This is a genomic window from Streptomyces sp. NPDC049837 (assembly GCF_040674455.1).
Classification (GTDB): Bacteria; Actinomycetota; Actinomycetes; order Streptomycetales; family Streptomycetaceae; genus Streptomyces.
In genome coordinates this window covers 200,215-226,054 of the sequence record NZ_JBFAMP010000008.1, presented here as the reverse complement: position 1 = coordinate 226,054, position 25,840 = coordinate 200,215, and the positions used below count along the sequence as shown (strand labels likewise).

24 protein-coding genes are annotated in these 25,840 nt (G+C 72.8%); 17 read left to right on the top strand and 7 right to left on the bottom strand.

Annotated elements, in window-relative coordinates; all coding sequences use genetic code 11:
* Window positions 1-168: 168 nt before the first annotated feature.
* From AB0J57_RS22885 to AB0J57_RS22875, 3 genes are all read left to right on the top strand, one after another.
* The gene (locus AB0J57_RS22885) at window positions 169-1,872 is read left to right on the top strand and encodes a lytic transglycosylase domain-containing protein (RefSeq protein WP_366130128.1); all 1,704 of its coding nucleotides are present in this window, start codon (window positions 169-171) and stop codon (window positions 1,870-1,872) included.
* 124 nt (window positions 1,873-1,996) lie between these two features.
* Window positions 1,997-2,137 (top strand): SPW_0924 family protein, encoded by a 141-nt coding sequence (locus AB0J57_RS22880; protein WP_366130127.1) that lies wholly within the window; start codon window positions 1,997-1,999, stop codon window positions 2,135-2,137.
* 13 nt (window positions 2,138-2,150) lie between these two features.
* On the top strand, window positions 2,151-3,170 hold the full coding sequence (locus AB0J57_RS22875) for a DUF3068 domain-containing protein (RefSeq protein WP_366130126.1): 1,020 nt from the start codon (window positions 2,151-2,153) through the stop codon (window positions 3,168-3,170).
* Here AB0J57_RS22875 and hrpB read toward each other — a convergent pair.
* Both hrpB and AB0J57_RS22865 read right to left on the bottom strand, forming a co-directional pair.
* Window positions 3,127-5,652 carry an ATP-dependent helicase HrpB gene (gene hrpB / locus AB0J57_RS22870; RefSeq protein WP_366130262.1) on the bottom strand — a complete coding sequence of 842 codons (2,526 nt, stop codon included), beginning with the start codon at window positions 5,650-5,652 and terminating at the stop codon, window positions 3,127-3,129. The genes AB0J57_RS22875 and hrpB overlap by 44 nt on opposite strands.
* Window positions 5,649-6,443, bottom strand: coding sequence for a class I SAM-dependent methyltransferase (locus AB0J57_RS22865; protein ID WP_366130125.1), 795 nt, complete (start codon window positions 6,441-6,443; stop codon window positions 5,649-5,651). The genes hrpB and AB0J57_RS22865 overlap by 4 nt, the downstream gene beginning before the upstream one ends.
* A 350-nt stretch (window positions 6,444-6,793) precedes the next feature.
* On the opposite strand from AB0J57_RS22865, the gene rpsA reads away from it, so the two are divergent.
* Complete coding sequence (gene rpsA / locus AB0J57_RS22860) at window positions 6,794-8,296, top strand: 30S ribosomal protein S1 (protein WP_366130124.1); 1,503 nt, start codon at window positions 6,794-6,796, stop codon at window positions 8,294-8,296.
* A 98-nt stretch (window positions 8,297-8,394) separates the two neighbouring features.
* Here the strand turns inward: rpsA and AB0J57_RS22855 are convergent, their stop codons facing one another.
* Window positions 8,395-9,402: a right-handed parallel beta-helix repeat-containing protein gene (locus AB0J57_RS22855; RefSeq protein ID WP_366130123.1), complete on the bottom strand. Its 1,008-nt coding sequence runs from the start codon at window positions 9,400-9,402 to the stop codon at window positions 8,395-8,397.
* A gap of 240 nt (window positions 9,403-9,642) precedes the next feature.
* Here AB0J57_RS22855 and AB0J57_RS22850 point away from each other — a divergent pair, with 240 nt between their 5' ends.
* From AB0J57_RS22850 to AB0J57_RS22840, 3 genes are all read left to right on the top strand, one after another.
* On the top strand, window positions 9,643-10,581 hold the full coding sequence (locus AB0J57_RS22850) for a PAC2 family protein (protein WP_366130122.1): 939 nt from the start codon (window positions 9,643-9,645) through the stop codon (window positions 10,579-10,581).
* Between the two features lie 32 nt (window positions 10,582-10,613).
* Complete coding sequence (gene coaE, locus AB0J57_RS22845) at window positions 10,614-11,237, top strand: dephospho-CoA kinase (protein ID WP_366130121.1); 624 nt, start codon at window positions 10,614-10,616, stop codon at window positions 11,235-11,237.
* Between the two features lie 150 nt (window positions 11,238-11,387).
* Window positions 11,388-11,780, top strand: coding sequence for a tetratricopeptide repeat protein (locus AB0J57_RS22840; protein ID WP_366130120.1), 393 nt, complete (start codon window positions 11,388-11,390; stop codon window positions 11,778-11,780).
* Window positions 11,781-11,827: 47 nt separating this feature from the next.
* Here AB0J57_RS22840 and AB0J57_RS22835 read toward each other — a convergent pair whose 3' ends face one another.
* On the bottom strand, window positions 11,828-12,088 hold the full coding sequence (locus AB0J57_RS22835) for a DUF6343 family protein (protein ID WP_366130119.1): 261 nt from the start codon (window positions 12,086-12,088) through the stop codon (window positions 11,828-11,830).
* 106 nt (window positions 12,089-12,194) lie between these two features.
* Here AB0J57_RS22835 and AB0J57_RS22830 point away from each other — a divergent pair, with 106 nt between their 5' ends.
* From AB0J57_RS22830 to AB0J57_RS22800, 7 genes are all read left to right on the top strand, one after another.
* Window positions 12,195-12,902, top strand: a complete 708-nt coding sequence (locus tag AB0J57_RS22830; RefSeq protein ID WP_366130118.1) for a class I SAM-dependent methyltransferase — start codon at window positions 12,195-12,197, stop codon at window positions 12,900-12,902.
* Between the two features lie 64 nt (window positions 12,903-12,966).
* On the top strand, window positions 12,967-13,392 hold the full coding sequence (locus tag AB0J57_RS22825) for a DoxX family protein (RefSeq protein ID WP_366130117.1): 426 nt from the start codon (window positions 12,967-12,969) through the stop codon (window positions 13,390-13,392).
* Window positions 13,393-13,489: 97 nt separating this feature from the next.
* Window positions 13,490-14,932, top strand: a complete 1,443-nt coding sequence (locus tag AB0J57_RS22820; RefSeq protein WP_366130116.1) for a carboxylesterase family protein — start codon at window positions 13,490-13,492, stop codon at window positions 14,930-14,932.
* A gap of 81 nt (window positions 14,933-15,013) precedes the next feature.
* Window positions 15,014-17,863 carry a DEAD/DEAH box helicase gene (locus tag AB0J57_RS22815; RefSeq protein WP_366130115.1) on the top strand — a complete coding sequence of 950 codons (2,850 nt, stop codon included), beginning with the start codon at window positions 15,014-15,016 and terminating at the stop codon, window positions 17,861-17,863.
* Window positions 17,860-19,242, top strand: a complete 1,383-nt coding sequence (locus AB0J57_RS22810; RefSeq protein ID WP_366130114.1) for an SWIM zinc finger family protein — start codon at window positions 17,860-17,862, stop codon at window positions 19,240-19,242. The genes AB0J57_RS22815 and AB0J57_RS22810 overlap by 4 nt, the downstream gene beginning before the upstream one ends.
* A gap of 45 nt (window positions 19,243-19,287) precedes the next feature.
* On the top strand, window positions 19,288-19,800 hold the full coding sequence (locus tag AB0J57_RS22805) for a hypothetical protein (protein WP_366130113.1): 513 nt from the start codon (window positions 19,288-19,290) through the stop codon (window positions 19,798-19,800).
* Between the two features lie 169 nt (window positions 19,801-19,969).
* Complete coding sequence (locus AB0J57_RS22800; protein WP_366130112.1) at window positions 19,970-20,701, top strand: chaplin; 732 nt, start codon at window positions 19,970-19,972, stop codon at window positions 20,699-20,701.
* A gap of 48 nt (window positions 20,702-20,749) precedes the next feature.
* Here the strand turns inward: AB0J57_RS22800 and AB0J57_RS22795 are convergent, their stop codons facing one another.
* Window positions 20,750-21,418 carry a DUF2293 domain-containing protein gene (locus AB0J57_RS22795; protein ID WP_366130111.1) on the bottom strand — a complete coding sequence of 223 codons (669 nt, stop codon included), beginning with the start codon at window positions 21,416-21,418 and terminating at the stop codon, window positions 20,750-20,752.
* Between the two features lies 1 nt (window position 21,419).
* Window positions 21,420-21,866, bottom strand: coding sequence for a hypothetical protein (locus AB0J57_RS22790; protein ID WP_366130110.1), 447 nt, complete (start codon window positions 21,864-21,866; stop codon window positions 21,420-21,422).
* 57 nt (window positions 21,867-21,923) lie between these two features.
* Here AB0J57_RS22790 and AB0J57_RS22785 point away from each other — a divergent pair, with 57 nt between their 5' ends.
* A complete protein-coding gene (locus AB0J57_RS22785; protein WP_366130109.1) occupies window positions 21,924-22,661 on the top strand; it encodes a hypothetical protein in 738 nt (245 codons plus the stop codon).
* A 365-nt stretch (window positions 22,662-23,026) separates the two neighbouring features.
* Here AB0J57_RS22785 and AB0J57_RS22780 read toward each other — a convergent pair whose 3' ends face one another.
* Window positions 23,027-24,238, bottom strand: a complete 1,212-nt coding sequence (locus AB0J57_RS22780; protein ID WP_366130108.1) for a pyridoxal phosphate-dependent aminotransferase — start codon at window positions 24,236-24,238, stop codon at window positions 23,027-23,029.
* Between the two features lie 85 nt (window positions 24,239-24,323).
* Between AB0J57_RS22780 and AB0J57_RS22775 the strand changes: the two genes are divergently transcribed.
* Window positions 24,324-25,004, top strand: coding sequence for a helix-turn-helix domain-containing protein (locus AB0J57_RS22775; RefSeq protein ID WP_366130107.1), 681 nt, complete (start codon window positions 24,324-24,326; stop codon window positions 25,002-25,004).
* Window positions 25,005-25,158: 154 nt separating this feature from the next.
* The gene (locus tag AB0J57_RS22770) at window positions 25,159-25,812 is read left to right on the top strand and encodes a uridine kinase (RefSeq protein ID WP_366130106.1); all 654 of its coding nucleotides are present in this window, start codon (window positions 25,159-25,161) and stop codon (window positions 25,810-25,812) included.
* Window positions 25,813-25,840: the final 28 nt, after the last annotated feature.

The window sequence follows — 25,840 nt, the reverse complement described above, 5'->3', positions numbered from 1 at the left end:
GCTCAGTATGCGTGACGTTCGCACAGCGGATTCCGGGCAACCCAGAGGTGACGAAAGCGTGAAAAACGGTCAGGTGGCGGTGTGCCGGGCCGCCGAGTTGACGTAGGGTCGCCTGAGTGACCGCGCTGGGGAGCGCGACAGGGCCGTCATCGGGGAGGGACCGGACGTATGGCAGCGCACATCGGCCGTCGGCTGCGCAAGGGAGCCACCAGCACAGCGGTGGCAGCGGCGGCGGTGGCGGCGCTCTCCGCCTCGCAGGCCCCCGGTGTGACGCCCTCGGGCGGCGGCGCCGACCAGCAGTTGTCCGACGCGACACCGCCCCCCTCGGCCGACGGCTCGGCCACCGGCAACTCCCCGTACTACACCGATCTGCCGCCGCTCAACACCCCCGCCAAGCCCGGCGGTTCCCCGGATGCGCCCGCCGCCACGGGCCCCGCCGAGGCGGGCATACCGGCGACCGTACTCGCCGCCTACAAGCAGGCCGAGCAGTACCTGAAGACCAACGACCCCGGCTGCAACCTCCCCTGGCAGCTCCTCGCCGGCATCGGCAAGGTCGAGTCCGGCCAGGCGCGCGGCGGCCGCGTGGACGCCAACGGCACCACCTTCTCGCCGATCCTCGGCCCCGTCCTCAACGGCGTCGGTTTCGCCAACATCTCCGACACCGACGACGGCGCGTACGACGGGGACACGACCCACGACCGCGCCGTCGGCCCCATGCAGTTCATCCCCTCCACGTGGGCGAGCTGGGGCCAGGACGCCAACGGCGACGGCCGCAAGGACCCGAACAACATCTACGACGCCGCGCAGGCGGCCGGCATGTATTTGTGCGCCAACAACCGCGACCTCGCGGTCAAGGCCGACCTGGACAAGGCGATCCTCAGCTACAACCGCTCGACGGAGTACCTTCGTACCGTCCTGTCCTGGTTCGAGTACTACAAGAACAACAGCCACCAGGTGCCCGACGGCACGGGCGTCCTGCCGGTGGACCGCAGCGACGACGGCGTCGGCCGGACCGGGACGACCACCCCGACGCCGACCCCCGGACCGTCGGTCACGCCCACCCCCACGCCGCCGGCGAGCGCGAAGCCCACCCCCACGCCGACGCCCAAGCCGCCGACGTCCCCGACGCCGACCCCGCCCTCGACCCCCACTCCGACGCCGACGCCGCCCACCCCGACGCCGACCCCGCCCTCCGCCACCGTCGCGCGCCTCAAGGACGCCGGCACCGGGCCGCTGACCGCGACGGCCGGCACCCGGTTCGCGGAGCGCCCCGCCGTCACGGCGCTGAACGGGGCGGGCAAGCCGGTGGCCAGGGTCAGCGTGAAGTTCACGATCGTCGGCGAGACCGACTCCCGCTTCCCGGACGGCGCCACCAGCGTCACCGTCCTCACGGGCACCGACGGCACCGCCACCGCGCCCCAGCTCCAGGCGGGCGAGCGGACCGGCGAGTTCACCGTCCGGGCCACCGTCGTGGGCCGCACGGTCACCCCGGTCGAGCGCACCGCGACCGTCACCGCCCGCCAGGCCGACGTCCTGGCCAGGACGGACGACAAGGAGCTGACGGCCAAGCCGGAGACGGAGTTCGCCGACCAGGTCCAGGTGAAGGCGACGTACAAGGGCGCCGTCGCCTCCGGCGTCGCGGTGACCGCCACCATGATCAAGGCGGCGGACGACGCGACCGTCAACGACAAGGGACCCTTCTTCAAGGACGAGCAAGGGAACCCGGTTCGCACCCTGGAGACCCTGAAGACCGACGCGAACGGCATGCTCACGCTGCCGAAGATCTTCGCGGACGGCCAGACCGGCACGTTCCTGCTCCGCCTGACCACCACCGGCGGCGCGACCCTGACCATCGAGCTCAAGGTCGCCTGACCGCCCCCTGGCACCGCACGCACCGCCCCACCCGCCGGTGGGGCGGTGCTACGTGTTCTCATCTCGCGGCGCGATTGCTACGGTGCCTGCCACCTGACGGAGCATCAGACAGGGAGGCCGACCCATGCGCGCCCTCGTAGCCGCCGCCATAGGCCTGGCTCCAGTCCTGCTCCTGGTCCTGCTTCTGGCCGTGACCAACCCCGCGCCCGAGGGCGAGACCTCACCCGAGCCGCTGCTCACGACGGTCCCCGGACCCAAGAAGTAAGGGGGCGCCCGCCATGCGCCGCCGAGCCGGGCTCGTCCTCCTCTCCTTCGCGGTGTTCTTCGCCGCCATGGCACCCACACTGCGCTGGTACGCCTTCCCGCGCCTGGCGAAGATCCCGGCCGGCCAGTACCAGGAGATGGTGCTGGAGGCGAAGCCCGCGACCCTCCTGAAGTACGACACCATGAAGGCCGAGCAGGTCGACAAGGTCACCATCGTCCAGACCCTCAAGGGCAACGTCGAGGAGTCCCGGAGGATCGAACGCGACGCCGGCCGCGACGTCGTCGTCTGGGACACCCTCTCCCACGTCGTCGGCCCCGACGGCGCGATGGTGTCCCAGATCCCCGAGCGCTACATCTTCGACGCCCACACCCAGCAACCCGTCCACGCCACCGGCGAGACGGTCGACGGCGACCCCGTGCGACGCGAGGGCATCGAGTTCAAGTGGCCCTTCCTCACCGAGAAACGGGACTACGAGTACTTCGACGCCCAGACCCGCACCTCCGCTCCCATCCACTACAAGGGCACCCGTACGTTCCGGGGCCTTGAGGTCTACTACTTCGAGCAGACCATCCCGTGGACGAAGGTGCCGTACCCCAAGAAGATGCCGCTGCCGGGCATCGACGCGACGCGACTGGAGCAGCAGACCGGCACCACCCGCTGGTACACCACCAAGCGCATGTTCTGGGTGGAACCGGTCACCGGCGCCCCCGTCAACGGCGAGGAGATCCACCGGGAGGAACTGCGCGGCGGCACCCTGCTCGGCGGCCGCGACAAGGTCACCGCCTTCGCCGGGCACGTCAGGATGCGCGAGGACTACCTGGACCACACCGTCGACCTGGTGCGCTCCCAGCGCCGCCTGGTCCTGCTGATGACGTCGTACCTGCCCTGGGGCTTCCTGTCCCTCGGTACGGGACTGGCGGCGCTGTCCCTGTGGCTGGAAGCACGCGCACGGCGCGGTGCCGTCGAGGGGCCGCCACGCCGCCCGGCCGTCAGCGGCGCCCGTTCGTCCGCCGGGTCGGCTCCGCCGCCGTAGGGTCCTCCGGCCACGGGTGCTTCGGGTACCGGCCGCGCAGCTCCGCGCGTACGGAGCGGTACCCGTCGCGCCAGAAGGACGCCAGGTCCGCCGTGACGGCGGCAGGGCGCCCGGCCGGGGACAGCAGGTGCACCAGAACCGGAACGCCCGCTATGGAGGGCGTTTCCGACAGGCCGAACATCTCCTGGAGCTTCACCGCCAGTACGGGCTGCCCGTCGCCGTACTCGACACGGATCCGCGACCCGCTCGGCACCTCGATCCGCTCCGGCGCCAGCTCCTCCAGGCGGGCCGCGTCCCCCGTGGACCACGGCAGCAGCCGCTGAAGGGCTTGCCCCGCGTCGATCCGGCCCAGGTCCGCGCGGCGCCGGGCGCGCGACAGCTCCGGCTCCAGCCACTCCGCCGCACGCTCCAGCAGCGCGCCGTCCGACACGTCGGGCCACGGCGTGCCCAGCACCCGGTGCAGGAACGCCAGCCGCTGCCGCAGCTCGACCGATCCCTGTGACCAGCGCAGCAGCCCCAGTCCGTCGCGCCGCAACCCCTCCAGCAGCGCCTCCCGCACGAGCGCGGGCTCCGGGTCCCTCAGTGGCCGTACGGCCGTCTCGACGGCGCCCAGCCGCTCCACCGAACGCGCGACGACGTCGCCGTCCTCCCAGCGCACCTCCTCGCCCGCCACGAGCAGATGCCGGGCCGCCGCCCGGGCGGTCTCCTCATCCACCACGGCGGCCAGCCGCACGCGCGCGGAGACGGCGTGCGAGGGCCGGTCCGCGACCGCGACGGCCAGCCAGGGAGCCGCCCGCAACCGGGACCCCTCCCCGAGCTCCGCGCCGGTCCCCGACGCCATGAGGAAGGCCCCCTCGCCCCTGGCCCGTGCCACCCGCTCGGGAAAGGCCAGCGCGGCGACGAGCCCGGTGACGGCATCGTCATGCGGCGCACCGGACGCACTCGCCGATGACCCGGACGCACCGGACGATGACCCGGAGGCGTCTGACGAGCCAGTCGCCTCCAACTGCCCCGCCAGCCGCCGGGCCTCCTGGCGCCACCGCGCCCCATACGCGTCACCGCCCCGCCGCGCCGCGCGCCACGCGGCCGACAGGTCGTCGCCGTACTCGCGCGGCGGCTCCTCGCTCAGCAGCGCCACCACCTCCGCGGCGCGCCGCGCACCCACCACCGGCGCCCCGTCCAGCAGCGCGCGGGCCAGCCGCGGGTGCAGGCCCAGCCGGGCCATCCGCGCGCCCCGGTCCGTCACCCGGCCCGCCCCGTCCACGGCGCCGATCGCCGCCAGCACCGACCGGGCGGCGGCCATCGCGCCCGCCGGCGGCGCGTCCAGCAGTGCCAGCCCCGCCGCGTCCGGGTCGCCCCAGGCGGCCGCCTGGAGCGCGAACGCGGCCAGGTCGGCCACCTGGATCTCGGGCGCCGGGTACCGGGGCAGGCGCCCGTCCTCCGCCTCCGTCCAGCACCGGTACACCACGCCCGGCGCCTCGCGCCCGGCCCGGCCCGCCCGCTGCCGGGCGGCCGCCCTGGACGCCCGTACCGTCGTCAGCGAGCCGAGGCCCCGCGCGTGGTCCACGCGCGGCTCACGGGCCAGGCCCGAGTCCACCACCACCCGCACACCGGGCACGGTCAGCGAGGACTCGGCGACGGACGTCGCGAGCACCACCCGCCGCCGACCGCCGGAACCGGCCAGCACCGCGTCCTGCACGGCCGCCGCTGCCCGCCCGTGCACCTGGAGCACCTCGGCGTCCACGGAGGACAGCAGGCCCGCCACGCGCGCGATCTCCCCGACACCGGGCAGGAAGCACAGGACGTCACCCGAGCGCTCCACCAGCGCCCGCCGCACCACCGCCGCCACATGCGCCGGCAGCGCCGGGTCCACCCTCATCCCGTGCGGCGGCCGCACCGTCCCGGCCGGAGGAGCCCACACCACCTCCACCGGATGGGCCGTGCCCCGTGCCTCCACCACGGGCGCGCCGCCCAGCAGCCGGGCCCAGCCCTCGGCGTCGGTCGTCGCGGAGGCGGCCACCAGCCGCAGGTCGGGCCGCAGGGTGGCCCGTACGTCCAGCAGGAAGGCGGCGGCGGTGTCGGCGTCCAGGTGCCGCTCATGGCACTCGTCCAGGATCACCACGTCCACCCCGGCCAGCTCCTGGTCCCGCTGGAGCCGCTGGAGCAGCACGCCCGTCGTGACCACCTCGACGACCGTCCCTCGCGAGACGGCCCGCTCGCCGCGCACCGTGAAGCCCACCCGGCCGCCCACCTGCTCGCCGAGCAGCCAGGCCATCCGCCGGGCCGCCGCCCGCGCCGCGATCCGCCGCGGTTCGGCGACCAGCACCCGGGCGCCCTTCTCGGCGAGCGCCAGCGGCACCAGCGTCGTCTTGCCGGTCCCCGGCGGCGCGCACAGGACCGCCGCCCCGTGCCCGTCCAGCGCACGCTCCAGGGCGGGCAGGGCGGTGCGTACGGGAAGTTCCAGCGCCTCGGCACGCATCAGGCGCGCTCGCACACGAAGACCGCCGTCCCCGGGATCAGGTTGCCGCGCAGGGGGGACCAGCCGCCCCACTCCTGGGTGTTCCAGGCAGGCCACTCCGGCTCGACGAGGTCGACCAGGTGGAAGCCGCCCGCCACGACGTCCCGCACCCGGTCCCCGATGGTCCGGTGGTGCTCCACGTACACGGCCCGTCCTTCCTCGTCCTGCTCCACATAAGGGGTGCGGTCGAAGTAGGAGGCCGAAATGGACAGGCCCTCCGGGCCCGGCTCGTCGGGGAAGGCCCACCGGATCGGATGGGTCACCGAGAACACCCACCGCCCGCCCGGCCGCAGCACCCTGTGCACCTCCCGGAAGACCCGCACCGGATCGGCCACGAAGGGCACCGCCCCGTACGCCGAACACGCCAGGTCGAAAGCGCCGTCCCGGAAGGGCAGCGCAGTGGCGTCGGCCTCCACCAGGGGCACGTCCTGTCCGATACGGAGGGCGTGCTGGAGCTGCCGGTGGGACAGGTCCAGCGCGACGGGACGGGCACCCTGGGCGGCCAGCCACCGCGAGCACTGGGCGGCGCCCGCGCCGATCTCCAGTACGTCGAGCCCCGCGACGTCCCCCAGGAGGCCCGCCTCGGCCTCGTCCAGCCCCTCCGGGCCCCACACGAACCGGTCGTCCCCGAGGAACGCCCCGTGCTCGCTCTGGTACTCGTCCGCGTTCCGGTCCCACCAGCCACGGCTCGCCCGGCTGCTCTCCTGGTCACCGGCGTGGCGCCGAGTGGCTTCAGGCTCGTACTCTTGGATCATCCCGCCCGCCGTTGTAGGTTGCGCACGGCCCTCCGGAAGCGGCAGCCGCGGCCACGATGGCCTTGGGAAACTTTAAATGTGCCGGGTATGCGGCGTTCTGCCCCGGGTGTGCGCCTTCGCGCATTGACCGTGTCCGGCCGTCCCCGTATGCTAAAGGTTGCGCTGCGGGCCTGCGCGCCTCAGACGGAGCAGGTCGCGCTCGCATCTGTTGTATGTCCCCTCGGTTGTCGAGGCGCCTCCCCTGGCAGGGTTGGGCGCTTCCTTGGCTGTCCGGCTTCTTCAGCTGCGATACGGGCTCTCGGCGTAGCAGTACCTACGACTTCAATGTCCGTACCGGAGCCCTTTCCCACATGACGAGCAGCACCGAGACCACCGCCACCACCCCGCAGGTTGCGGTCAACGACATCGGTAACGAGGAAGCCTTCCTCGCAGCGATCGACGAGACGATCAAGTACTTCAACGACGGCGACATCGTCGACGGCGTCATCGTGAAGGTCGACCGGGACGAGGTCCTGCTCGACATCGGTTACAAGACCGAAGGTGTCATCCCGAGCCGCGAGCTCTCGATCAAGCACGACGTCGACCCGAACGAGGTCGTCAAGGTCGGCGACGAGATCGAGGCCCTTGTTCTCCAGAAGGAGGACAAGGAAGGCCGCCTGATCCTCTCGAAGAAGCGCGCCCAGTACGAGCGTGCCTGGGGCACCATCGAGAAGATCAAGGAAGAGGACGGCATCGTCACCGGCACCGTCATCGAGGTCGTCAAGGGTGGTCTCATCCTCGACATCGGCCTCCGTGGCTTCCTGCCGGCCTCCCTCGTCGAGATGCGCCGTGTCCGCGACCTCCAGCCCTACGTGGGCAAGGAGCTCGAGGCGAAGATCATCGAGCTGGACAAGAACCGCAACAACGTGGTCCTGTCCCGCCGCGCCTGGCTCGAGCAGACCCAGTCCGAGGTGCGCCAGACGTTCCTCACGACCCTGCAGAAGGGTCAGGTCCGCTCCGGCGTCGTCTCCTCGATCGTCAACTTCGGTGCGTTCGTGGACCTGGGCGGCGTCGACGGTCTGGTTCACGTTTCCGAGCTGTCCTGGAAGCACATCGACCACCCCTCCGAGGTTGTCGAGGTCGGCCAGGAGGTCACCGTCGAGGTTCTCGACGTCGACATGGACCGCGAGCGTGTCTCCCTGTCGCTGAAGGCGACGCAGGAGGACCCGTGGCAGCAGTTCGCCCGTACGCACCAGATCGGTCAGGTCGTCCCGGGTAAGGTCACCAAGCTGGTTCCGTTCGGTGCGTTCGTCCGCGTGGACGAGGGCATCGAGGGCCTGGTCCACATCTCCGAGCTGGCCGAGCGCCACGTGGAGATCCCGGAGCAGGTCGTCCAGGTCAACGACGAGATCTTCGTCAAGGTCATCGACATCGACCTCGAGCGCCGCCGCATCAGCCTCTCGCTGAAGCAGGCCAACGAGTCCTTCGGTGCCGACCCGGCCTCGGTCGAGTTCGACCCGACCCTGTACGGCATGGCCGCGTCGTACGACGACCAGGGCAACTACATCTACCCCGAGGGCTTCGACCCGGAGACCAACGACTGGCTGCCGGGCTACGAGGCCCAGCGCGAGGCGTGGGAGACCCAGTACGCCGAGGCGCAGCAGCGCTTCGAGCAGCACCAGGCCCAGGTCATCAAGTCCCGCGAGGCCGACGAGGCCGCCGCTGCCGAGGGTGGCGCCGCCGCTCCGGCCGGTGCCCCGGCGGGTGCCTCCGGCGGCTCGTACTCCTCGGAGTCGGACGACCAGTCCGGCGCCCTGGCGTCGGACGAGGCCCTGGCCGCGCTCCGCGAGAAGCTGGCCGGCGGCCAGAGCTGAGCCATCGGCTCCGGCTCACCGCTGAGCGGTAGAGGCTGAACATTGAGGCCCGTCCCCGGAAGGGGGCGGGCCTCAGTCGTGTGCCTGGCCGCAGGTCGCTAGCCGATGGGTACGCCCGGTGTGACCAGGCCCCGGCCGCCGGTGCGGGTGTTGTCCGCGTACACCGTCGTCCGGCACGAGGACGAGTAGTGCGGGACGTGGATGGCGTACCGGTGGGCGCCCGTCGCGCCGGTCAGGTCGGCCTTGTTGGCTCGGAAGACGGTGCCGCAGCCCCAGCCGCTCTGCTGGGTGTGGACCTCGAAGCCGTTGTTGAGGGTGTTGCGGCCCGTGTTGTTCTCGACGAGGACGTTGTTGCCCTTCACGTCGACCCACGAGTCGTCGTAGTGGACCCCGGTCATGCCGCGGCCGTCGAAGGTATTGCCGATGATCTTCGCGCCGGTGGTGCCCTCCTTGATGTCGATGCTCTCGCCCCCGACGTCCGGGCCTATGACGTTGCCGAGGATCTGTACGTTGTCACTGCGGTCCGACAAGGTGTTCGCCGTGCCCACGTAGACGCCCTCGCCCATGCCTCGGCCGTCGTTCCCGGTGTCGTATATGCGGGAGTTCTTGATGACGCCGTTGCTGCTGGACTTGCGGAAGTGGACGCCCTCCATGTCGAGGCCGTGGACGGTGACGGAGTCGACGACGACCCCGGTCGCCGTGTCGATCATGATGCCCTTCTGGCCGCCGGTGACGCTGATCCCCTTGACGGTCCAGTGGGAGGCGCCGTTGAGGTGCAGGCCATAGCCGCCGCCCGCCGTGAGTACGGCCCGCGAGGAGCCGGTGAGGGTGATGCGGGCGGAGGCGGTCGCGGGGGTCGTGGCCTTGAAGTTGCCGGTGTACGTGCCGTCGGCGAGGCGGATCGTGTCGCCGGGGCGGGCGGAGGTCAGGGCGGACTTCAGTTGGGCGGCGGTCGTGACGTCGATGACCGCGGCGGTCGTGGCTCGGCCGGTGGACGGCGCTCCGTCGGCGGGCGTTGCTCCGCCGGCGGTCGGGGCGAGGGCGGTGAGTCCTGCGGCGACGGCGAGCGTGGTCGCCAGGGCGGGGAGCAGTGTTCGGGTGCGCATGTGGGGGTGCCTTCCCGTGGGGGCGCGAGGGCTGTTCGCGTATATGTACGCCGGGCGGGTTTCTGAACCAGCGCGTTGCCCCGTGACGGTAGGGATGGGGTGTGGGCATGTCAAGGTCTGGACCAAGACCCCACAGGCAACTGCCCGTCCTGTACCGCAGGCCGGATATGGGCCCTCCATGGGGAATGCCTGTACGGCGAGTGACGTTCTTCCGTACGAACACGAGGAGGAGCGGTAATCGTGCTTGATCCGCAGGATTTGTACGAATGGGAGCCGAAGGGCCTGGCCGTCGTCGACATGGCGCTGGCCCAGGAGTCGGCCGGCCTGGTCATGCTCTACCACTTCGACGGATACATCGACGCGGGTGAGACCGGCGAGCAGATCGTCGACAGCCTGCTGGACTCGCTGCCCCACCAGGTGGTGGCCCGCTTCGACCACGACAGGCTCGTGGACTACCGGGCACGCCGCCCGCTGCTGACCTTCAGGCGCGACCGCTGGACCGCGTACGAGACCCCGGCCATCGAGGTCCGCCTCCTCCAGGACGCCACCGGCGCGCCCTTCCTGCTGCTGTCCGGGCCCGAGCCGGACGTGGAGTGGGAGCGGTTCGCCGCGGCCGTCCGGCAGATCGTCGAGCGGCTCGGCGTGCGCCTTTCGGTCAACTTCCACGGCATCCCCATGGGCGTGCCCCACACCCGCCCCGTCGGCCTCACGCCGCACGGCAACCGCACCGACCTGATGCCGGGCCACCGCAGCCCGTTCGACGAGGCGCAGGTGCCGGGCAGCGCCGAGGCGCTGATCGAGTACCGGCTGATGGACGCCGGGCACGACGTCCTCGGTGTCGCCGCCCACGTCCCGCACTATGTGGCCCGGTCCGCCTACCCGGACGCGGCACTGACCGCCGTGGAGGCCATCACGGCCGCCACCGGTCTCGTCCTGCCCGGAATCGCGCACTCCCTGCGTACGCAGGCACAGCGGACCCAGACCGAGATCGAGCGCCAGATCGGGGAGGGCGACGAGGAGCTGATCGCGCTCGTCCAGGGGCTTGAGCACCAGTACGACGCGATGGCCGGCGCAGAGACGCGCGGGAGCCTGGTCGCCGAACCGGTCGACCTGCCCTCGGCGGACGAGCTGGGCCGCGAATTCGAACGGTTCCTCGCCGAGCGGGAGGGCGACCTGTAGGGCCCGTTCGGCAAGGGCCTAGGCTTCCGCTCATGCTGAAGGTTGGGTTGACCGGCGGAATCGGCGCCGGGAAGAGCGAGGTGTCGCGGCTGCTCTCCTCGTACGGGGCGGTGATCGTCGACGCCGACAAGATCGCCCGCGAGGTCGTCGAGCCCGGAACGCCTGGGCTCGCGGCCATCGTGGCGGCGTTCGGGCCGGACATCCTGACGCCCGAGGGGACCCTCGACCGCCCCAGGCTCGGCTCGATCGTCTTCTCCGACGCCGAGCGGCTGGCCACGCTGAACGGCATCGTCCACCCGCTCGTCGGTGCCCGCTCGGCCGAGCTCGAAGCCGCGGCGGGGCCGGACGCGGTGGTCGTCCACGACGTACCGCTGCTCACGGAGAACGGCCTGGCGCCGCTCTACGACGTCGTCGTGGTCGTCGACGCGTCCCCCGAGACGCAACTGGACCGGCTCGTACGGCTGCGCGGCATGACCGAGTCCGAGGCCCGCGCGCGGATGGCCGCACAGGCCACCCGCGAGGAGCGGCGAGCCGTCGCGGACCTGATCATCGACAACGACGGCCCGCTGGAGGACCTGGAACCCCAGGTCCGCAAGGTCTGGGCGCGGCTCACCGGACGCGCCGCCGCCGGTCCGTCGGCCGACCGGGGCGTGTGAGTCCGCCGGGGCGTGTGAGCGCGGCGGTACGGGAGAGACGCCGGGAGGGGGCAGCGGGCGGCCCGGAGGTATCCGGCAGCCGGAGGTATCCGGAGGAATACCGCCCGCGCCAGGCATGTTGAACCGCCGCAGCGAGGGAAGGATGCGAGCGTGCCCGAGACCAACCCGGAGACCCACGTCATCGACTACCGCGCGGCGGAGCAGCTCCTCGCCGCACGGGACCCACGCGGGGCCGTCAAACTGCTCGATTCCGTGATCGCGGCCCATCCCGAGAACACCGCCGCCCGGCTGCTGCGCGCCCGCGCCTTCTTCGCGGCCGCCCAGCTCCGGCCCGCCGAGCTGGAGTTCGAGCTGGTGCTGGAGCGCGAGCCGGACAACGCCTTCGCGCACTTCGCGCTGGCCCGCACCTTCCAGCGCTCCGGCCGCCCCGAGCAGGCCAAGCGCCACTTCCGCCTCGCCGCCGCCCTCGACCCCAAGCCGGAGTACCTGGAGGCGGCGCGTTTCCCCGTCGACTTCCCGGCCGACCTCCCGCCCGAGGAGTGACCACGCCCTGACCGGTCCTGGCGGACATGCGGCCGGCCGGGCACTCCCTAGCGCCGGTCGTCCGGTTCGTACGGGGGGACGTCGCGGCCCGGCTGGAAGTGCGGGCCCTGGCGGATGTGGCGGACGATGACCACGAGGTCCACCAGGACGACCACGGCCAGCAGCCCGCAGGCCACCGCCCAGCCGGTCCGGCCGGCCAGGGCGAAGGCCGCCGTTCCGGCGCCCGCCCAGATCAGGCCCCACACACCCAGCCAGAAGCGGATCCGAAGGGGGCTGCGTGCGGTTCTCGGTTCACTGCCAGTACGCATGGTGATCGCTCTCCCTGCCCGCCGGGTACCCGGCCATGAACCGTTCGATCCAAGCCAAAGGAGCACCGGGCGGGAACGGGCCCCTGATGCCGGCCGTTCAGGGCACATGAGCGGACAGACGCGCGAGGGTTACGGGGGCACGGGCCCGGGGGCGATCACCCCGGACGGTTGTGCCGTGGACCTGTACAGCAGGCTCGTCGCGGGCCCCGAGCCCGGCATCATCGCCGCCGCCGTCCCGGCGCGGGCGACCCTGCTCGAACTCGGCAGCGGGGCGGGCCGGATGACCGGGCCACTGGTCGACCGCGGCCTGGCTGTGACGGCCGTGGACGAGTCGGCCGAGATGCTGGAGCGGGTCCGTGAGCGGGTCCCCGGCATCAGGACCGTACAGAGCCCGATAGAAACGCTCGACCTGGAGGAGCGGTTCGACGTCGTGCTGCTCGCGTCGTTCCTGGTGCACACGGCCGACCGGCGGGTGCGCGACGGGCTGCTCGCGACCTGCCGACGGCACGTCGAGGACGACGGGTGCGTACTGATCCAGCGCGAGGGCGTGGACTGGCACACCCACGTGCCGCGTGAGCGGGTGGACCCGTCCGGCTGCACGGTGCGGATCGCGTCGGCGGAACCGGTCGGGGACGGGGTGAACTCGGTGGTCGCCGAGTACGTCTTCCCCGACGCCCGCTGGACACAGACCTTCCTGTCACGGCCGTTGACGAAGGAGGACTTCGAGGGCTGCCTGGACCGGGCCGGTCTCACCGTCGAGACGTACCTGACCGACGACGGCACCTGGGTGCGGGCACGGCCGAAGGACCGATGAGTTCCGGGCGGCCGTCCGGTCTACCTCCATGACACGTACGCAACACCCCTAGGAGGAGACCGACATGACCACCCCTGCCGCCCCCGCCCCCGCCGCTCCCGTACTGAGCCGCCGCGCCGACATCGGGGTGTGGACGCTGCAAATCGTCCTGGCCCTCTTCTTCGCGATCCCGAGCGCAGCGCCCAAGCTGGTCGGGCACTCCTCGGCGGCGGAGGCCTTCGACACGATCGGGTTCGGGGACTGGTTCATGTACGTGGTGGGCGCCCTGGAACTGGCCGGTGCCATCGCCCTGGTGATCCCTGTCCTGTCCGGGGTCTCCGCCCTGGCACTGATCGGTCTGATGGCCGGCGCGCTCGTCACCCAACTGGTCTTCCTCGGCGGGCAGTACTGGTTCACGCCGGTGATCTTCGCCGCGCTGCTGGGCGTCGTCGCCTGGCACCGCCGCCACCAGAACACCCGGCTCCTGGCGCTGCTCCGCGCGCGGCGGTAGACCCGGGACGCCTACCGGAGGACGCCTTTACGCCGGGCGCGGCGGCACGGTACGAGAGAGGCACCACGACGAAGGGATGCCGATGCGACCGGTGTGCATGACCAAACAGGGGGCGGTACGCGGCACCGTCTCGGCCGACGGGACCGCCTCCTTCCTCGGCATCCCGTACGCCGCCCCGCCCTTCGGCGCCCGCCGCTTCCAGCCACCGGCCCCGCCGGCCGCGTGGACCGGCACACGGGACGCGACGACCCACGGCCCGACCCCGCCCAAGGCGCCCTACACCCCGCCCTTCGACGCCCTCATCCCGGAGGCCATGATCCCGGGCGAGGACTGCCTCAACCTCAACGTATGGACACCGTCGCCCGGCCCCGGCGCCCGACTGCCCGTCATGGTCTGGCTGTACGGCGGGGCCTTCGCCAACGGGGCGGCGTCGACGTCCGCGTACGACGGCAGCGCCTTCGCCCGGGACGGTGTGGTGTTCGTGTCGCTCAACTACCGCCTCGGTACGGACGGGTTCCTGCACCTGGACGGAGTGCCGGACAACCGGGGACTGCTGGACCAGATCGCCGCGCTGGAATGGATACGCGACAACATCGCGGCCTTCGGCGGTGACCCGGACCGGATCACCCTCTTCGGTCATTCGGCCGGCGCGATCAGCATCGGCGTCCTGCTGAACGACACACGGGCGCGTGGCCTGTTCCACCGGGCCATCCTCCAGAGCGGTGCCGCCCACCACTTCCTCCGCCCCGCGTCGGCCCGCCGGATCACCGCCCACCTGGCCGGCAAGCTCGGGATCGAACCGACCGCCGACGCCTTCGCCGCCGTACCCCTCGACCGGCTCCTGACCGCGCAAGCGGAACTGCGCCGTGAGATCGGCGCCCGCCCCGACCCCGCCGTGTGGGGCGAGGCCGCGCTCAACGCGATGCCCTTCGAGCCGGTCATCGACGGCCTGGCGCCGGCGGGGCCCGACTGCGGCGTCGACCTGCTGGTCGGCAGCAACCGCGAGGAGTACCGGCTCTTCCTCGTCCCCACCGAGCGGCTCCACCTGCTGTCCGAGACGAAGCTCCGGGCCACCGCCGAGGCCTACGGCCTCGACCCGGACAAGGCCCTGCCCGTCTACCGGGACGCGCGGCCCGGCGCCGTGCCGGGGGAGATCTTCGACGCCATGGTGACGGACTGGTTCTACCGGATTCCGGCGATCCGGCTGGCCGAGTCGGTGCCGGGGTCGTACATGTACGAGTTCGCCCGGCGCTCCTCCGCCTTCGACGGGCGGCTCGGCGCCTGCCACGGCGGCGAGCTGGCCTACGTCTTCGACCGGCTCGACGACCCGGCGTACGCCCCGATGACCGGCGAGGACCCGGCCCGGGCCGTGGCGGACGCGATGCACGGGGCGTGGGTGGCCTTCGCGACGACGGGCGAGCCGGGGTGGGCCGCGTACGAACCCTCCAGCCGTACGACGATGATCTTCGACGACACCGGGCCGGGCGTCGTGAAGGACCCGCGAGCGGCGGAGCGCGCCCTGTGGGAGGGCGTGCGCTGAGGGGGCTCGGGCCGATTGTCAGACCCTCGCCGTAAGGTCGTAGATCCACGGAACGACCAGCGTGAGGGGAGGTGACCGGCCATGGGACAGGCCCCGCTGCACACCTGTGCCGCCGTCTTCCTCCCCGCCGCGCTGCCGCGCGAGGGCCGCGTCGCCTTCTGGTCCCCGGACGCCCGCCCCCTGCCCTCGCCCTGGGAGCCGGGGAGCACCGCGCAGCGGGGCGCTCACGAGGAAGGCGGCGGCACGGACGACACGATCACGGTGGTGCGGGCGCACGGGGCCGGCGTCCGGAGCCGTACCGTCCCCGCGCTGGTGCTGCCCGTCGCCGATGCCCTGCCCGTGCTGGTCGCGGCCCGGCACGACCCGGCCGCGCACCCCGCCGCCGCCTGCTGGGGCGCGGCCGCCCTGCACGCCCTCCACCTGGCCGGGCGCGGCCGGCTCCTGCCCGGGCTCACCGCCGACGACCTGGACGCCTGGCGGGCCGGCCCCCTCGACGCCGACGACATCGCCCACCTGCGGGCCGTCGCGGCGGCGATGCCGTACGAAGCCCATGCCGTGCCCGTCGCCGGCCGGCGCCCGCTCCAGTTGCCCGAGCCGGAGGCGCTGGTGCGGGCGTTCCTCGACGCGGTCGCCGACACGCTGCCCCGCACACCGGCCGCCGCGTACGCCGCCGGGGCACCGTTCGCGGCCCGCACCCCGCAGCACCTGCCCCGCGCGCGTGCCTGGGCCGCCGAGGCCGCGGCGGGCATGGACGCCGGCGTCCGCGTCTCGTTGCGCCTCGACCTGTCCGGGTACGAGCTGTTCGACACCGTCCAGGAGGGCGGCGCCGAACGGGAGGCCGCCGCCGCGCTGGTCCAGGTCCACAGCCTCGCCGACCCCACCCTCGTCATCGACGCGGCCGCGCTGTGGGCGGGCGAGGGCACCGAGCACTTCGGGCCGCGCGCCCGGATCGACGCCGTGCTGGCGCTGCGGCGCGCGGCCCGCGTCTGGGCGCCGCTCGCCCGGCTGCTGGAGCGGGACGTCCCCGACGTCGTCTCCCTCACCGAGGACGAGCTGTACGAGCTGCTGGGCCCCGCGGCGACCCGGCTCGCCGGGGCCGGCGTGACCGTGCACTGGCCCAGGGAGCTGGCCCGGTCCCTCACCGCCACCGCGGTCGTCCGGCCCGCGCCCGGCTCGGCCACCGACGGCACGGCCTTCTTCGACGGCGAGGAGCTGCTGAGGTTCAACTGGCAGCTCGCGCTGGACGGCGACCCGCTGACCGAGCGGGAGATGGACGCCCTCGCCGAGGCCCACCGCCCCGTCGTGCGGCTGCGCGACCAGTGGGTGGTCGTCGACCCCGCGCTCGTACGCAAGGCGCGCAAGCGGGAGCTGGGCCTGCTGGAGCCGGTCGACGCGCTCGCCGTCGCCCTGACCGGTACCGCCGAGGTGGACGGTGAAACGGTCGAGGCCGTGCCCGTGGGTGCGCTCGCCGCGCTACGCGACCGCCTCATGGCGGGCCCCGGCGACATCGCCCCGCCACCCGGCCTGGACGCCACGCTGCGCGACTACCAACTGCGCGGCCTGGCCTGGCTGGACCTGATGACGTCCCTGGGCCTCGGCGGCTGCCTCGCCGACGACATGGGCCTCGGCAAGACCGTCACGCTCATCGCCCTCCACCTGCGCCGCGCCCGCCGTGCCCCCACCCTCGTCGTCTGCCCGGCGTCCCTGCTCGGCAACTGGCAGCGCGAGATCGCCCGGTTCGCCCCCGGCGTCCCCGTGCGCCGCTTCCACGGCGCCGACCGCACCCTGGACGGGCTCGACGGCGGCTTCGTCCTCACCACCTACGGCACGATGCGCACCAGCGCCGAGCGGCTGGCCGCCCACGAGTGGGGGATGGTCGTCGCCGACGAGGCCCAGCACGTCAAGAACCCGTTCTCCGCCACCGCCAAGGCGCTGCGCACCATCCCCGCGCCCGCGCGCGTCGCCCTCACCGGCACCCCCGTCGAGAACAACCTCTCCGAGCTGTGGGCGCTGCTCGACTGGACGACCCCGGGGCTCCTCGGCCCGCTCAAGGCGTTCCGCTCCCGGCACGCGCGAGCCGTCGAGAACGCCGAGCAGATCGAGAACGACGAGGCGGTCGAGCGGCTCGCCCGGCTCGTCCGCCCCTTCCTGCTGCGCCGCAAGAAGTCCGACCCGGGCATCGTGCCCGAGCTGCCGCCCAAGACCGAGTCCGACCACCCCGTGCCCCTCACCCGCGAACAGGCCTCCCTCTACGAGGCGGTGGTGCGCGAGACGATGGCGCAGATCGAGGGCGCGGAGGGCATCGCACGCCGCGGGCTGGTCATGAAGCTGCTGACGTCCCTGAAGCAGATCTGCAACCACCCCGCCCAGTACCTGAAGGAGGAGCCCGCGCGGCTGGCCGGCCGCTCCGGGAAGCTCTCGCTTCTCGACGAGCTCCTCGACACGATCCTGTCCGAGGACGGCTCCGTCCTCGTCTTCACCCAGTACGTGACCATGGCCCGGCTCCTCACCTCCCACCTGGCGGCCCGCGCGGTCCCCTCCCAACTCCTGCACGGCGGGACGCCGGTGGCGGAGCGGGAGCGCATGGTCGACCGGTTCCAGTCCGGCGAGGTCCCCGTGTTCGTCCTGTCCCTCAAGGCCGCCGGCACCGGCCTCAACCTCACCCGGGCCGGCCATGTCGTGCACTACGACCGCTGGTGGAACCCGGCCGTCGAGGAGCAGGCCACCGACCGGGCGTACCGCATCGGCCAGACCCAGCCGGTCCAGGTCCACCGGCTGATCGCCGAAGGAACGGTGGAGGACCGCATCGCGGAGATGCTGCTGGCCAAGCGCGCCCTCGCCGACGCGGTCCTCGGCTCCGGCGAGGCCGCCCTGACGGAGCTGACCGACCGCGAGCTGGCCGACCTCGTCTCCCTGAGGAGGCTGTCATGAGCCCCCGCAGCCCCGGCCCCGGCCTCAACGGCCCCGACCGACCCGGCCCCGGCCTCAACGGCCCCGACCGACCCGGCCCCGGCCCCAACGGCCCCGACCGACCCGGCCCGGGCCCCGGCTCCCGTCCGCGCTCCGGCGTTCGGCGCGCCCCGCTGCACGACGACCGGCGCCGTACGTTCCCCCAGCTCGCCCCGGCGCAGGGCCCCGAGGGGAAGTTCGCCGCCACCTGGTGGGGCAACGCGTGGGTGGAGGCCCTGGAGGACACGGCCCTGGACGCGGCGCGCCTGGCGCGGGGGCGTGCGTACGCGTCCACCGGCCACGTCGACGCGATCACCGTCACGCCGGGCCGGGTCGTGGCGTACGTCCACGGCAGCCGCCCCCGCCCGTACCGCACGGAGATCCGGCTGCGGGTCCTCGGCGACGGCGACTGGGAGCGTTTTCTGGATGCCGCCGCCGCGCGCCCCGACCACATCGCCGCCCTCCTCGACAAGGACGTCCCGCACGCCCTGGCCGCGGCGGTCGACCTGCTGCCCGGCCCCGGCGACCTGATCCCCGACTGCTCCTGCCCCGACCACGGCTATCCCTGCAAGCACGCGGCCGCCCTGTGCTACCAGGCGGCGCGGCTCCTCGACGAGGACCCGTTCGTGCTGTTCCTGATGCGCGGCCGGGGCGAGCAGGAGATCCTCGCGGCGCTCAGCCACCGCAACGCCGCCCATGAGGCGGCCGAGACCACCGCCGCGCCCCCGCCCATGCCGGCCGTGCCCGCCCGCGCGGCCGTCGCCTCCCCGCCCGCCATGCCCCTGCCGCCCCCGCTGCCCGTTCCCGACCGGTCCGGCCGGCCGCCCCTCTACCCCGAGGACCCGGACGCCCCCGACCCGCTGGCCCTCGAAATGCTGGCCACCGAGGCGGCCGCCCGCGCGCACACGTTCCTGGCCACCGGGCAGGACCCGGTCGCCGCCCTCACCCCCTGGCAGGACGCCGTCCGCCTCGCGGCCGCCCACCCGGGCTCCGGTCTGACCGCCTCCACCCGGGCCCTCTACCGTGACCTCGCCGCCGCCCTGGACCGCACCCCCGCCGACCTGGCCCGCGCGGTCGCCGCCTGGCGCCAGGGCGGACCGGCCGGGCTCGCCGTCCTGGAGGAGCCCTGGGACCCGCCCGCCGGCCCGTTCGACCGTGCGCGCCCCGCCCTGATCGCCGCCGACCTCCCGCACTTCCGCCCCTGGCGCAACCGCCTCTCCACCCGCTCGCTGCAACTGCGTTACGGCCGCGACGGCCTGTGGTACGGGTACGAATCGGACCCCGACCGCGAGGACTGGTGGCCGAGAGGCACCCCTGACGCGGACCCGGTCGGAGCGCTCACCGACCTGCTGGAGCGCTGATGGGTACGCTGCTGTACGTACCGCCATTGGCGAATGGGGGGTCCGGTGGAAGCCGAGTTGGTGGCACTGGCGACGGCGGGGGCGACCGCCCTCGTCCAGCAGATGGTCGGCGAGAGCTGGGAGCAGGTGCGCGGCCGGGTCGTCGACTTCTTCGCCCGCCGAAGCGCCACGGCCCCCGGCCCGGAGTCCGGAAGCACCGGACCGGAGTCCGGAACCAGTGGCCCTGACCCGGAGACGGTGGCCGCCGAGCTGGAGACGGTCCGCGCGGAACTGCTCGCCGCCGAGGCGTCGGGCAGCGAGGAGGCCACCGCCGACGCCCAGAGCGAGGCCCGCACCGAATGGCGGGCCCGGATGCGCCGCACCCTCCGGGCGGACCCCGCCGCGGCGGCCGAACTGCGAGCCATTCTGGCCGAGTTGATGTCGGCCCCGCCGCCCGTGGTCACCGCCCGCTCCGGCGACGTCCACAACACGGTCAGCGGAGGCGTCCAGCACGGTGGTGTGATCCAGGCGGGCTCCGTCGGCAGCGTCAATCTCGGCGGCCAGGGGGACGTCAGGTAAAGAGCATGTGAGGGTTCGAATGAGGTGCCACTCGATGGGGTGAATGGCGGATGCGTCATAACCCCCGTTGGCTGTAACGCGTTAACTCCGGTGCGGGCGGGTGCCCGTGAAAGTCTCCGGAAGGCAGGAAGCCATGAGGCACACTCGCCGAAATGGTCTGGTCACACTGATGGCCACGGGTGGCGCGCTCGCTCTGGCGGCGGGTTATGCGCAAGCCGACTCGGACGCGAAGGGCGTCACGGCCGATTCGCCGGGGCTGATCTCCGGCAACACCATTCAGTTGCCCGTGGACGTCCCGGTCAACATCTGCGGGAACACCGTCAACGTGGTCGGGGTGCTCAACCCCGCGGCCGGCAACAAGTGCGAGAACAAGGACAAGGGCCACCACCACAAGGACCGCCCGGGCACGCCGCACGGTGAGCACGGCGGCAAGGGAAGCAAGAACGGCGGCAAGAAGGGCAGCGGAGGCGGCGGCGCTTCGGCGGACGGCGCCGCCGTGAAGTCGCCCGGTGTGATCTCCGGCAACGGCATCCAGCTCCCCATCGACCTGCCGGTCAACGTCAGTGGCAACTCCATCAGCCTGGTCGGCATCCTCAACCCGGCCTTCGGCAACGCGTCCAGCAACGGCGGCAGCAAGCCCCCCGTCATGCCGCAGAAGCCGAAGCCGCAGAAGCCGCGCGAGCCCGTCGCGCCGCCGGAGCACGACGAGCCCGCCGCCCCGGCTCCCGCCCCGGCCGACCGGGCCCCGTCCACGCCGCTGCCGCAGACCAGCTCGACGTCGCTGGCGGAAACGGGCGCCGGCGCCGGCCTCATCGGCATCGGCGTGCCCGCCGCCATGGGCCTGATGATCGGCGGCGGCCTCCTCTACCGCCGCTTCCGCCCCACGTCCGACCGCGCGTAACGCGTCCCGGAGGCGGCCGGTCGCCCCGAGCACCAGGCCGCCCCGGAGTCACCGCCGCCAGGCGGCCAGCACCGCCTCGATGACCGGTGCCACACGGTTGCGCGCCTGGCGGCGGGGGACACCGCGCATCAGCAGGGCGTCGTACTCGGTGTCGAGGTGCCGTACCGACGCCCGTACCGCCGCGGTGACCGCCCCCTCGTCCAGCGCCCGCCCCGCCGCCGTACGGCCCACGCGCCCACTCCCGCGCTCCCCGGCGTGCCCGGCGATCTCGGCGGCACGCTCCGGCGGGCAGCCCGGGAACAGGCGCAGGACCTCCGCCGCCAGCACCGCCCTGAACCGTTCGTCCTCGGCGGTGCGGCGCACCGCGTCCCGGGCCCGGCGGCGGGCCCGGGCCTCCGCGTCGGCCAAGCACGCGGCCTCGGCCCGCGCGAGGGCGGCCTCCTCCACGAGGATGCCCTGGCGTTCGTACCGCGTACGGCGCCGGTTGTGGCGCACGACCACCGCCCACAGGCCGCTCGCCTCGCGGGCCCGGCGGGTGAGTGCCGCGTCGCCGCGCGGCAGGTAGACCAGGTGGCCGAGGTCGGCGCAGTCCAGGCAGAGCGGCGCGTTGAACTCCAGGACCAGCCGGGCCAGCGGCCCGCCGCGGCACTCCGCGCAGTGGCGCCGCTTGCGCGGCTCGATCACCACGAGCGAGGCTGATACCGCCGGGGCCGCCATGTCAGCGCACGCCGGGGGCCGCGGCCTCGATGAACGCGGTCAGCGCCTCGACGGCCTCCTCGGAGCGCCGCGTCCGCTCGTCCTCGTCCTTCGCCTCATGCATGCAGTGCGTCACCTCGAAGGCCTTCCGGGCCAGTTCCACGGTCGCCGCCTCGTCGCACACCAACTGCACTCGGACGAGGGCCTGCCGGGCGGCGGCGCGCCGCTCGTACGACTCCAGGCGCGTCGACTCGGCGTGCGAGCCGTTCCTGCGGTACCAGCGGGCGTTCTGCGCCCTGCGGTACTCGACGACCGCGTCCGCGAACGCGCTGTACGTCGAGATCCGCTCCTGGCGCAGTTGTTCGGCGCGCGTCAGGGCGGCGGCGCGCTGGGCCGCTCGGCCCTGGAAGAAGTGCGTGACGACCGCGCCGAGCAGCGTGCCGATCACGGCTATGAGCGCCGTCTCCATCGCTCGCTCTCCTAAATTCGTTCGATCCGCGCACACCGGTGCTGATTCAATTCCCCCGTGGCAACGACAAGACTCAATCAGATCATCGCCGTTGAGAAGGGCGTCAAGGCGAAGGCCCAGCAGGACCTGAGCGCGGCGCACCAGGCGTTGCAGAAGCCGGCGCTGCTCGCGGGCATCTCCCGGACGTACCAGCCGAAGGACGAGGAGGGCGAGCAGTTGCCGCCCGAGTCCACCCTGGTGCAGGTCAAGGCCGAGGACGTGCTGCGGGACACGGCGAAGACGCTGACCAGGCTCTTCGATGTCACCGCCACCAAGGACTGGGCGAACTGCGCGGCGCACGCGGACGTCACCGTGGACGGGCGGGTGGTCCTGAGCCAGGTGCCCGTCGCGTATCTCCTCTTCCTGGAGAAGCAGTTGACGGACATCGCCGGCTTCATCCGCAAGCTGCCGGTGCTGGACGCGGCCGAGTCGTGGAGCCAGGACCCGTCGACCGACGCGTGGAAGACCGAGCCGGTACGGACGGTGCGGACGAAGAAGGTGCCGCGCAACCATGTGAAGGCGGAGGCGACCGAGAAGCACCCGGCCCAGGTCGAGGTCTACTACGAGGACATCCCGGTCGGGTACTGGACCACGGTCAAGTTCTCCGGCGCGCTGCCCGCGCGGCGCGTCAACGAGCTGCTGGAGCGGGTGGACAAGCTCCAGCAGGCCGTGAAGTTCGCCCGGGAGGAGGCGAACAGCGCGGAGGTCACCGACCAGCGCGTCGGCGACGCCGTGTTCGGCTACCTGTTCGGGTAGCCGGGGCGCGGTACACAGAAGACTCCCCGGCCGTACGCACCGTAGGGCCGGGGTGCGCGAGGAGCGCAAAGCTGAAGCTGAAGCTTGTCGTGATGGAGCGGTTCCGGTAAGGCACCGCCCTCAATCTCAGACTCTTGCTCCAGACTCAGCATTCGCCGCTCATCGCCGGAACGACCGGGCCCGGGCCCTGGTGCGTCGAAATGCCGGTTCGACTCCGGCCCGCGCAGCTCGATGTGCGGTCGTCTAAAGGCAGGACGCGGCGACATAACGACTGACCCGGGCACAACCGTGCCGGCGTGTGATGTGAGCGGTATCCACAGGGCTCGGGGGCCGGCTACGCCTCCGGGCCCGCTCCTTTTCCGGTGCTACTGGCGGTATCCGCTCAGGAAGCGGCCGATCCGGCTGATCGCCGCGTCGAGGTCGTCGGCGTGGGGGAGGGTGAGGATACGGAAGTGGTCCGGGTGGGGCCAGTTGAAGCCGGTGCCCTGGACGACCTGGATCTTCTCGCGCAGCAGCAGGTCCAGGACGAACTTCTCGTCGTCGTGGATGCGGTGCACCTTCGGATCGAGGCGCGGGAACGCGTACAGCGCGCCCTTGGGCTTGACGCACGAGACGCCGGGGATGTCGTTGAGCTTCTCCCACGCCTTGTCGCGCTGCTCGTGGAGGCGGCCGCCGGGGGCGCACAGTTCGCGGATGGACTGGCGGCCGCCGAGGGCGGCCTGGATGGCGTACTGGGCGGGCGCGTTGGGGCACAGGCGCATGGAGGCGAGCATGGTGAGGCCCTCCAGGTAGTTGCGCGCGTGCTGCTTGGGGCCGGTGACGACGAGCCAGCCGGAGCGGAAGCCGGCGACGCGGTACGTCTTGGAGAGGCCGGAGAAGGTCAGGACGACCAGGTCGGGGGCGAGGGAGGCGGCGGTGTGGTGGACGGCGTCGTCGTACAGGACCTGGTCGTAGATCTCGTCGGCGAACACCATGAGCTGGTGGCGCCGGGCGAGGTCGAGGATGCCCTCGATGATCTCGCGCGGGTAGACCGCTCCGGTGGGGTTGTTGGGGTTGATGATCACGACGGCCTTGGTGCGGTCGGTGATCTTCGCAGCCATGTCGTCCAGGTCCGGGTACCAGTCGGCGGACTCGTCGCACAGGTAGTGCACGGGCCGGCCGCCGGCGAGGGTGGTGACGGCGGTCCACAGGGGGTAGTCGGGCGCGGGGATGAGGACTTCGTCGCCGTCCTCCAGGAGGGCCTGGACGGCCATGGAGATGAGTTCGGAGACGCCGTTGCCGAGGAAGACGTCGTCGACGTGCACATCGGTGAGGCCGAGGGTCTGGTAGCGCTGCGCCACGGCGCGGCGGGCGGAGAGGATGCCGCGGGAGTCGGTGTAGCCATGGGCCTGGGGGAGCATCCGGATCATGTCCTGGACGATCTCCTCGGGCGCCTCGAAACCGAAGAGTGCCGGGTTGCCGGTGTTCAGGCGCAGGACGCTGTGACCGGCCTCCTCCAGGGCGTTGGCGTGTTCTATCACCGGGCCGCGGATCTCGTAGCAGACCTCGCTGAGTTTGCTCGACTGCCGGAACTCCATGCGCGACGACCTCCCAGAAGTGGTGTTGCTTGGTTTTACCAAGTGGGAGCTTGGAAAGTCCAACAACATGTCTAGACTGCGTCGCATGCCACGTCGACGAAGTTACGACCAGTACTGCGCCGCCGCCCGTGCCCTGGACGCCGTCGGGGACCGCTGGACGCTGCTGATCGTCCGCGAACTGCTCGCGGGTCCGCGCCGGTACACCGACCTGCACGCCGATCTCCCCGGCGTCAGCACGGACATGCTCGCCTCGCGGCTCAAGGACATGGAACGCGACGAACTGGTCACCCGGCGCCGCCTGCCCCCGCCCGCCTCCGCGTATGTGTACGAACTCACCGACCGGGCACGGGGCCTGCTGCCCGTGCTCCGCGCACTGGCGGCCTGGGGCGCCCCGGCGCTCGATACGCCCCGCCCCACGGACGCGGTACGGGCGCACTGGTTCGCCATCCCGTTGCTGAGCGCCCTGGAGGCGGCCATGGGACCCGGTGTCGTCGAAGTGCGGCTCGACGAGGGGACGTTCCACGTGCGGGTGGGCGGCGCCGACGGCGAAACGGCGTACGCCGACGGCCCCGCCGCCCAGGAGCCGGACGTCCGCCTGCGGATGGACGCCGAGACGTGCGTTGCCGTGGCACGCGGGGACCTGTCGGTCGCGGAGGGCGTGCAGGCTGGGCGTATCGAGGTCCTGGCCGGGCGGATCGAGGCGGTACTCGGGACGGCCCTCGGCACCGGCGGGGCCGGGGCGCATGCGGGGAGCGCGCGTATGTGACGGGTTTGAGGCAGGGGCCGGGGCCGGGTGTCGGGGCCCGGGGTGGGGGCCGGGGGTCGGGGCCGGGTGTCTCCAACGTCGGCCCGCCGTTCGGGAGATGTCGCCGGTGCGCATGTACGCGGACGGCGGCACCCGCGTCGTGCAGCATGGAGCCGTGCGACTCGAACCGATCACCTGGGAACGGCTGGCCGACACCCTCGCTGCGCACGTGGACGGGCTGAGCCCCGGCGACGGCGGGCCGTGGCTGAAGGTCGCCGTCGACGGGGCGCCCGCGGCGCGGCCCGACGAGCCGGCCCGGCTGCTGGCGGAGGCGCTGCGGCTGCGCGGGCGGGCGGTGATGACCGTGGGCACGGAGGGGTTCCTGCGGCCGGCGTCGCTGCGGTACGAGTACGGCAAGGAGGACCCCGACGCGTACTACAGCGGCTGGTTCGACACCGGCGCGCTGTGGCGGGAGGTCTTCGGGCCGCTGGAGCCGGGCGGGAGCGGGCGGGTGCTGCCCGATCTGTGGGACCCGGTCACGGACCGGGCGACGCGCACCCCGTACGCGACGCTGCCGCCGGGCGGGGTGCTGGTCCTCCACGGGCCGTTCCTGCTCGGCCACTGGTTCCCCTTCGACCTGACGGTCCACCTGCGGCTGTCACCCGGCGCGCTGGCCCGCCGCACGCAGCAGGCGTGGACGCTCCCGGCCTTCGAGCGGTACGAGGCCGAGGTCGGCCCGGCGGACACCGCCGACGTCGTCGTCCGCGCCGACGACCCCCGCCACCCCGCCTGGACGGGTCTGGGCCGGCCGGGGGAGCCCACCGACTGAGGACGGGCACCGCGCTGCCGGCAGGTCA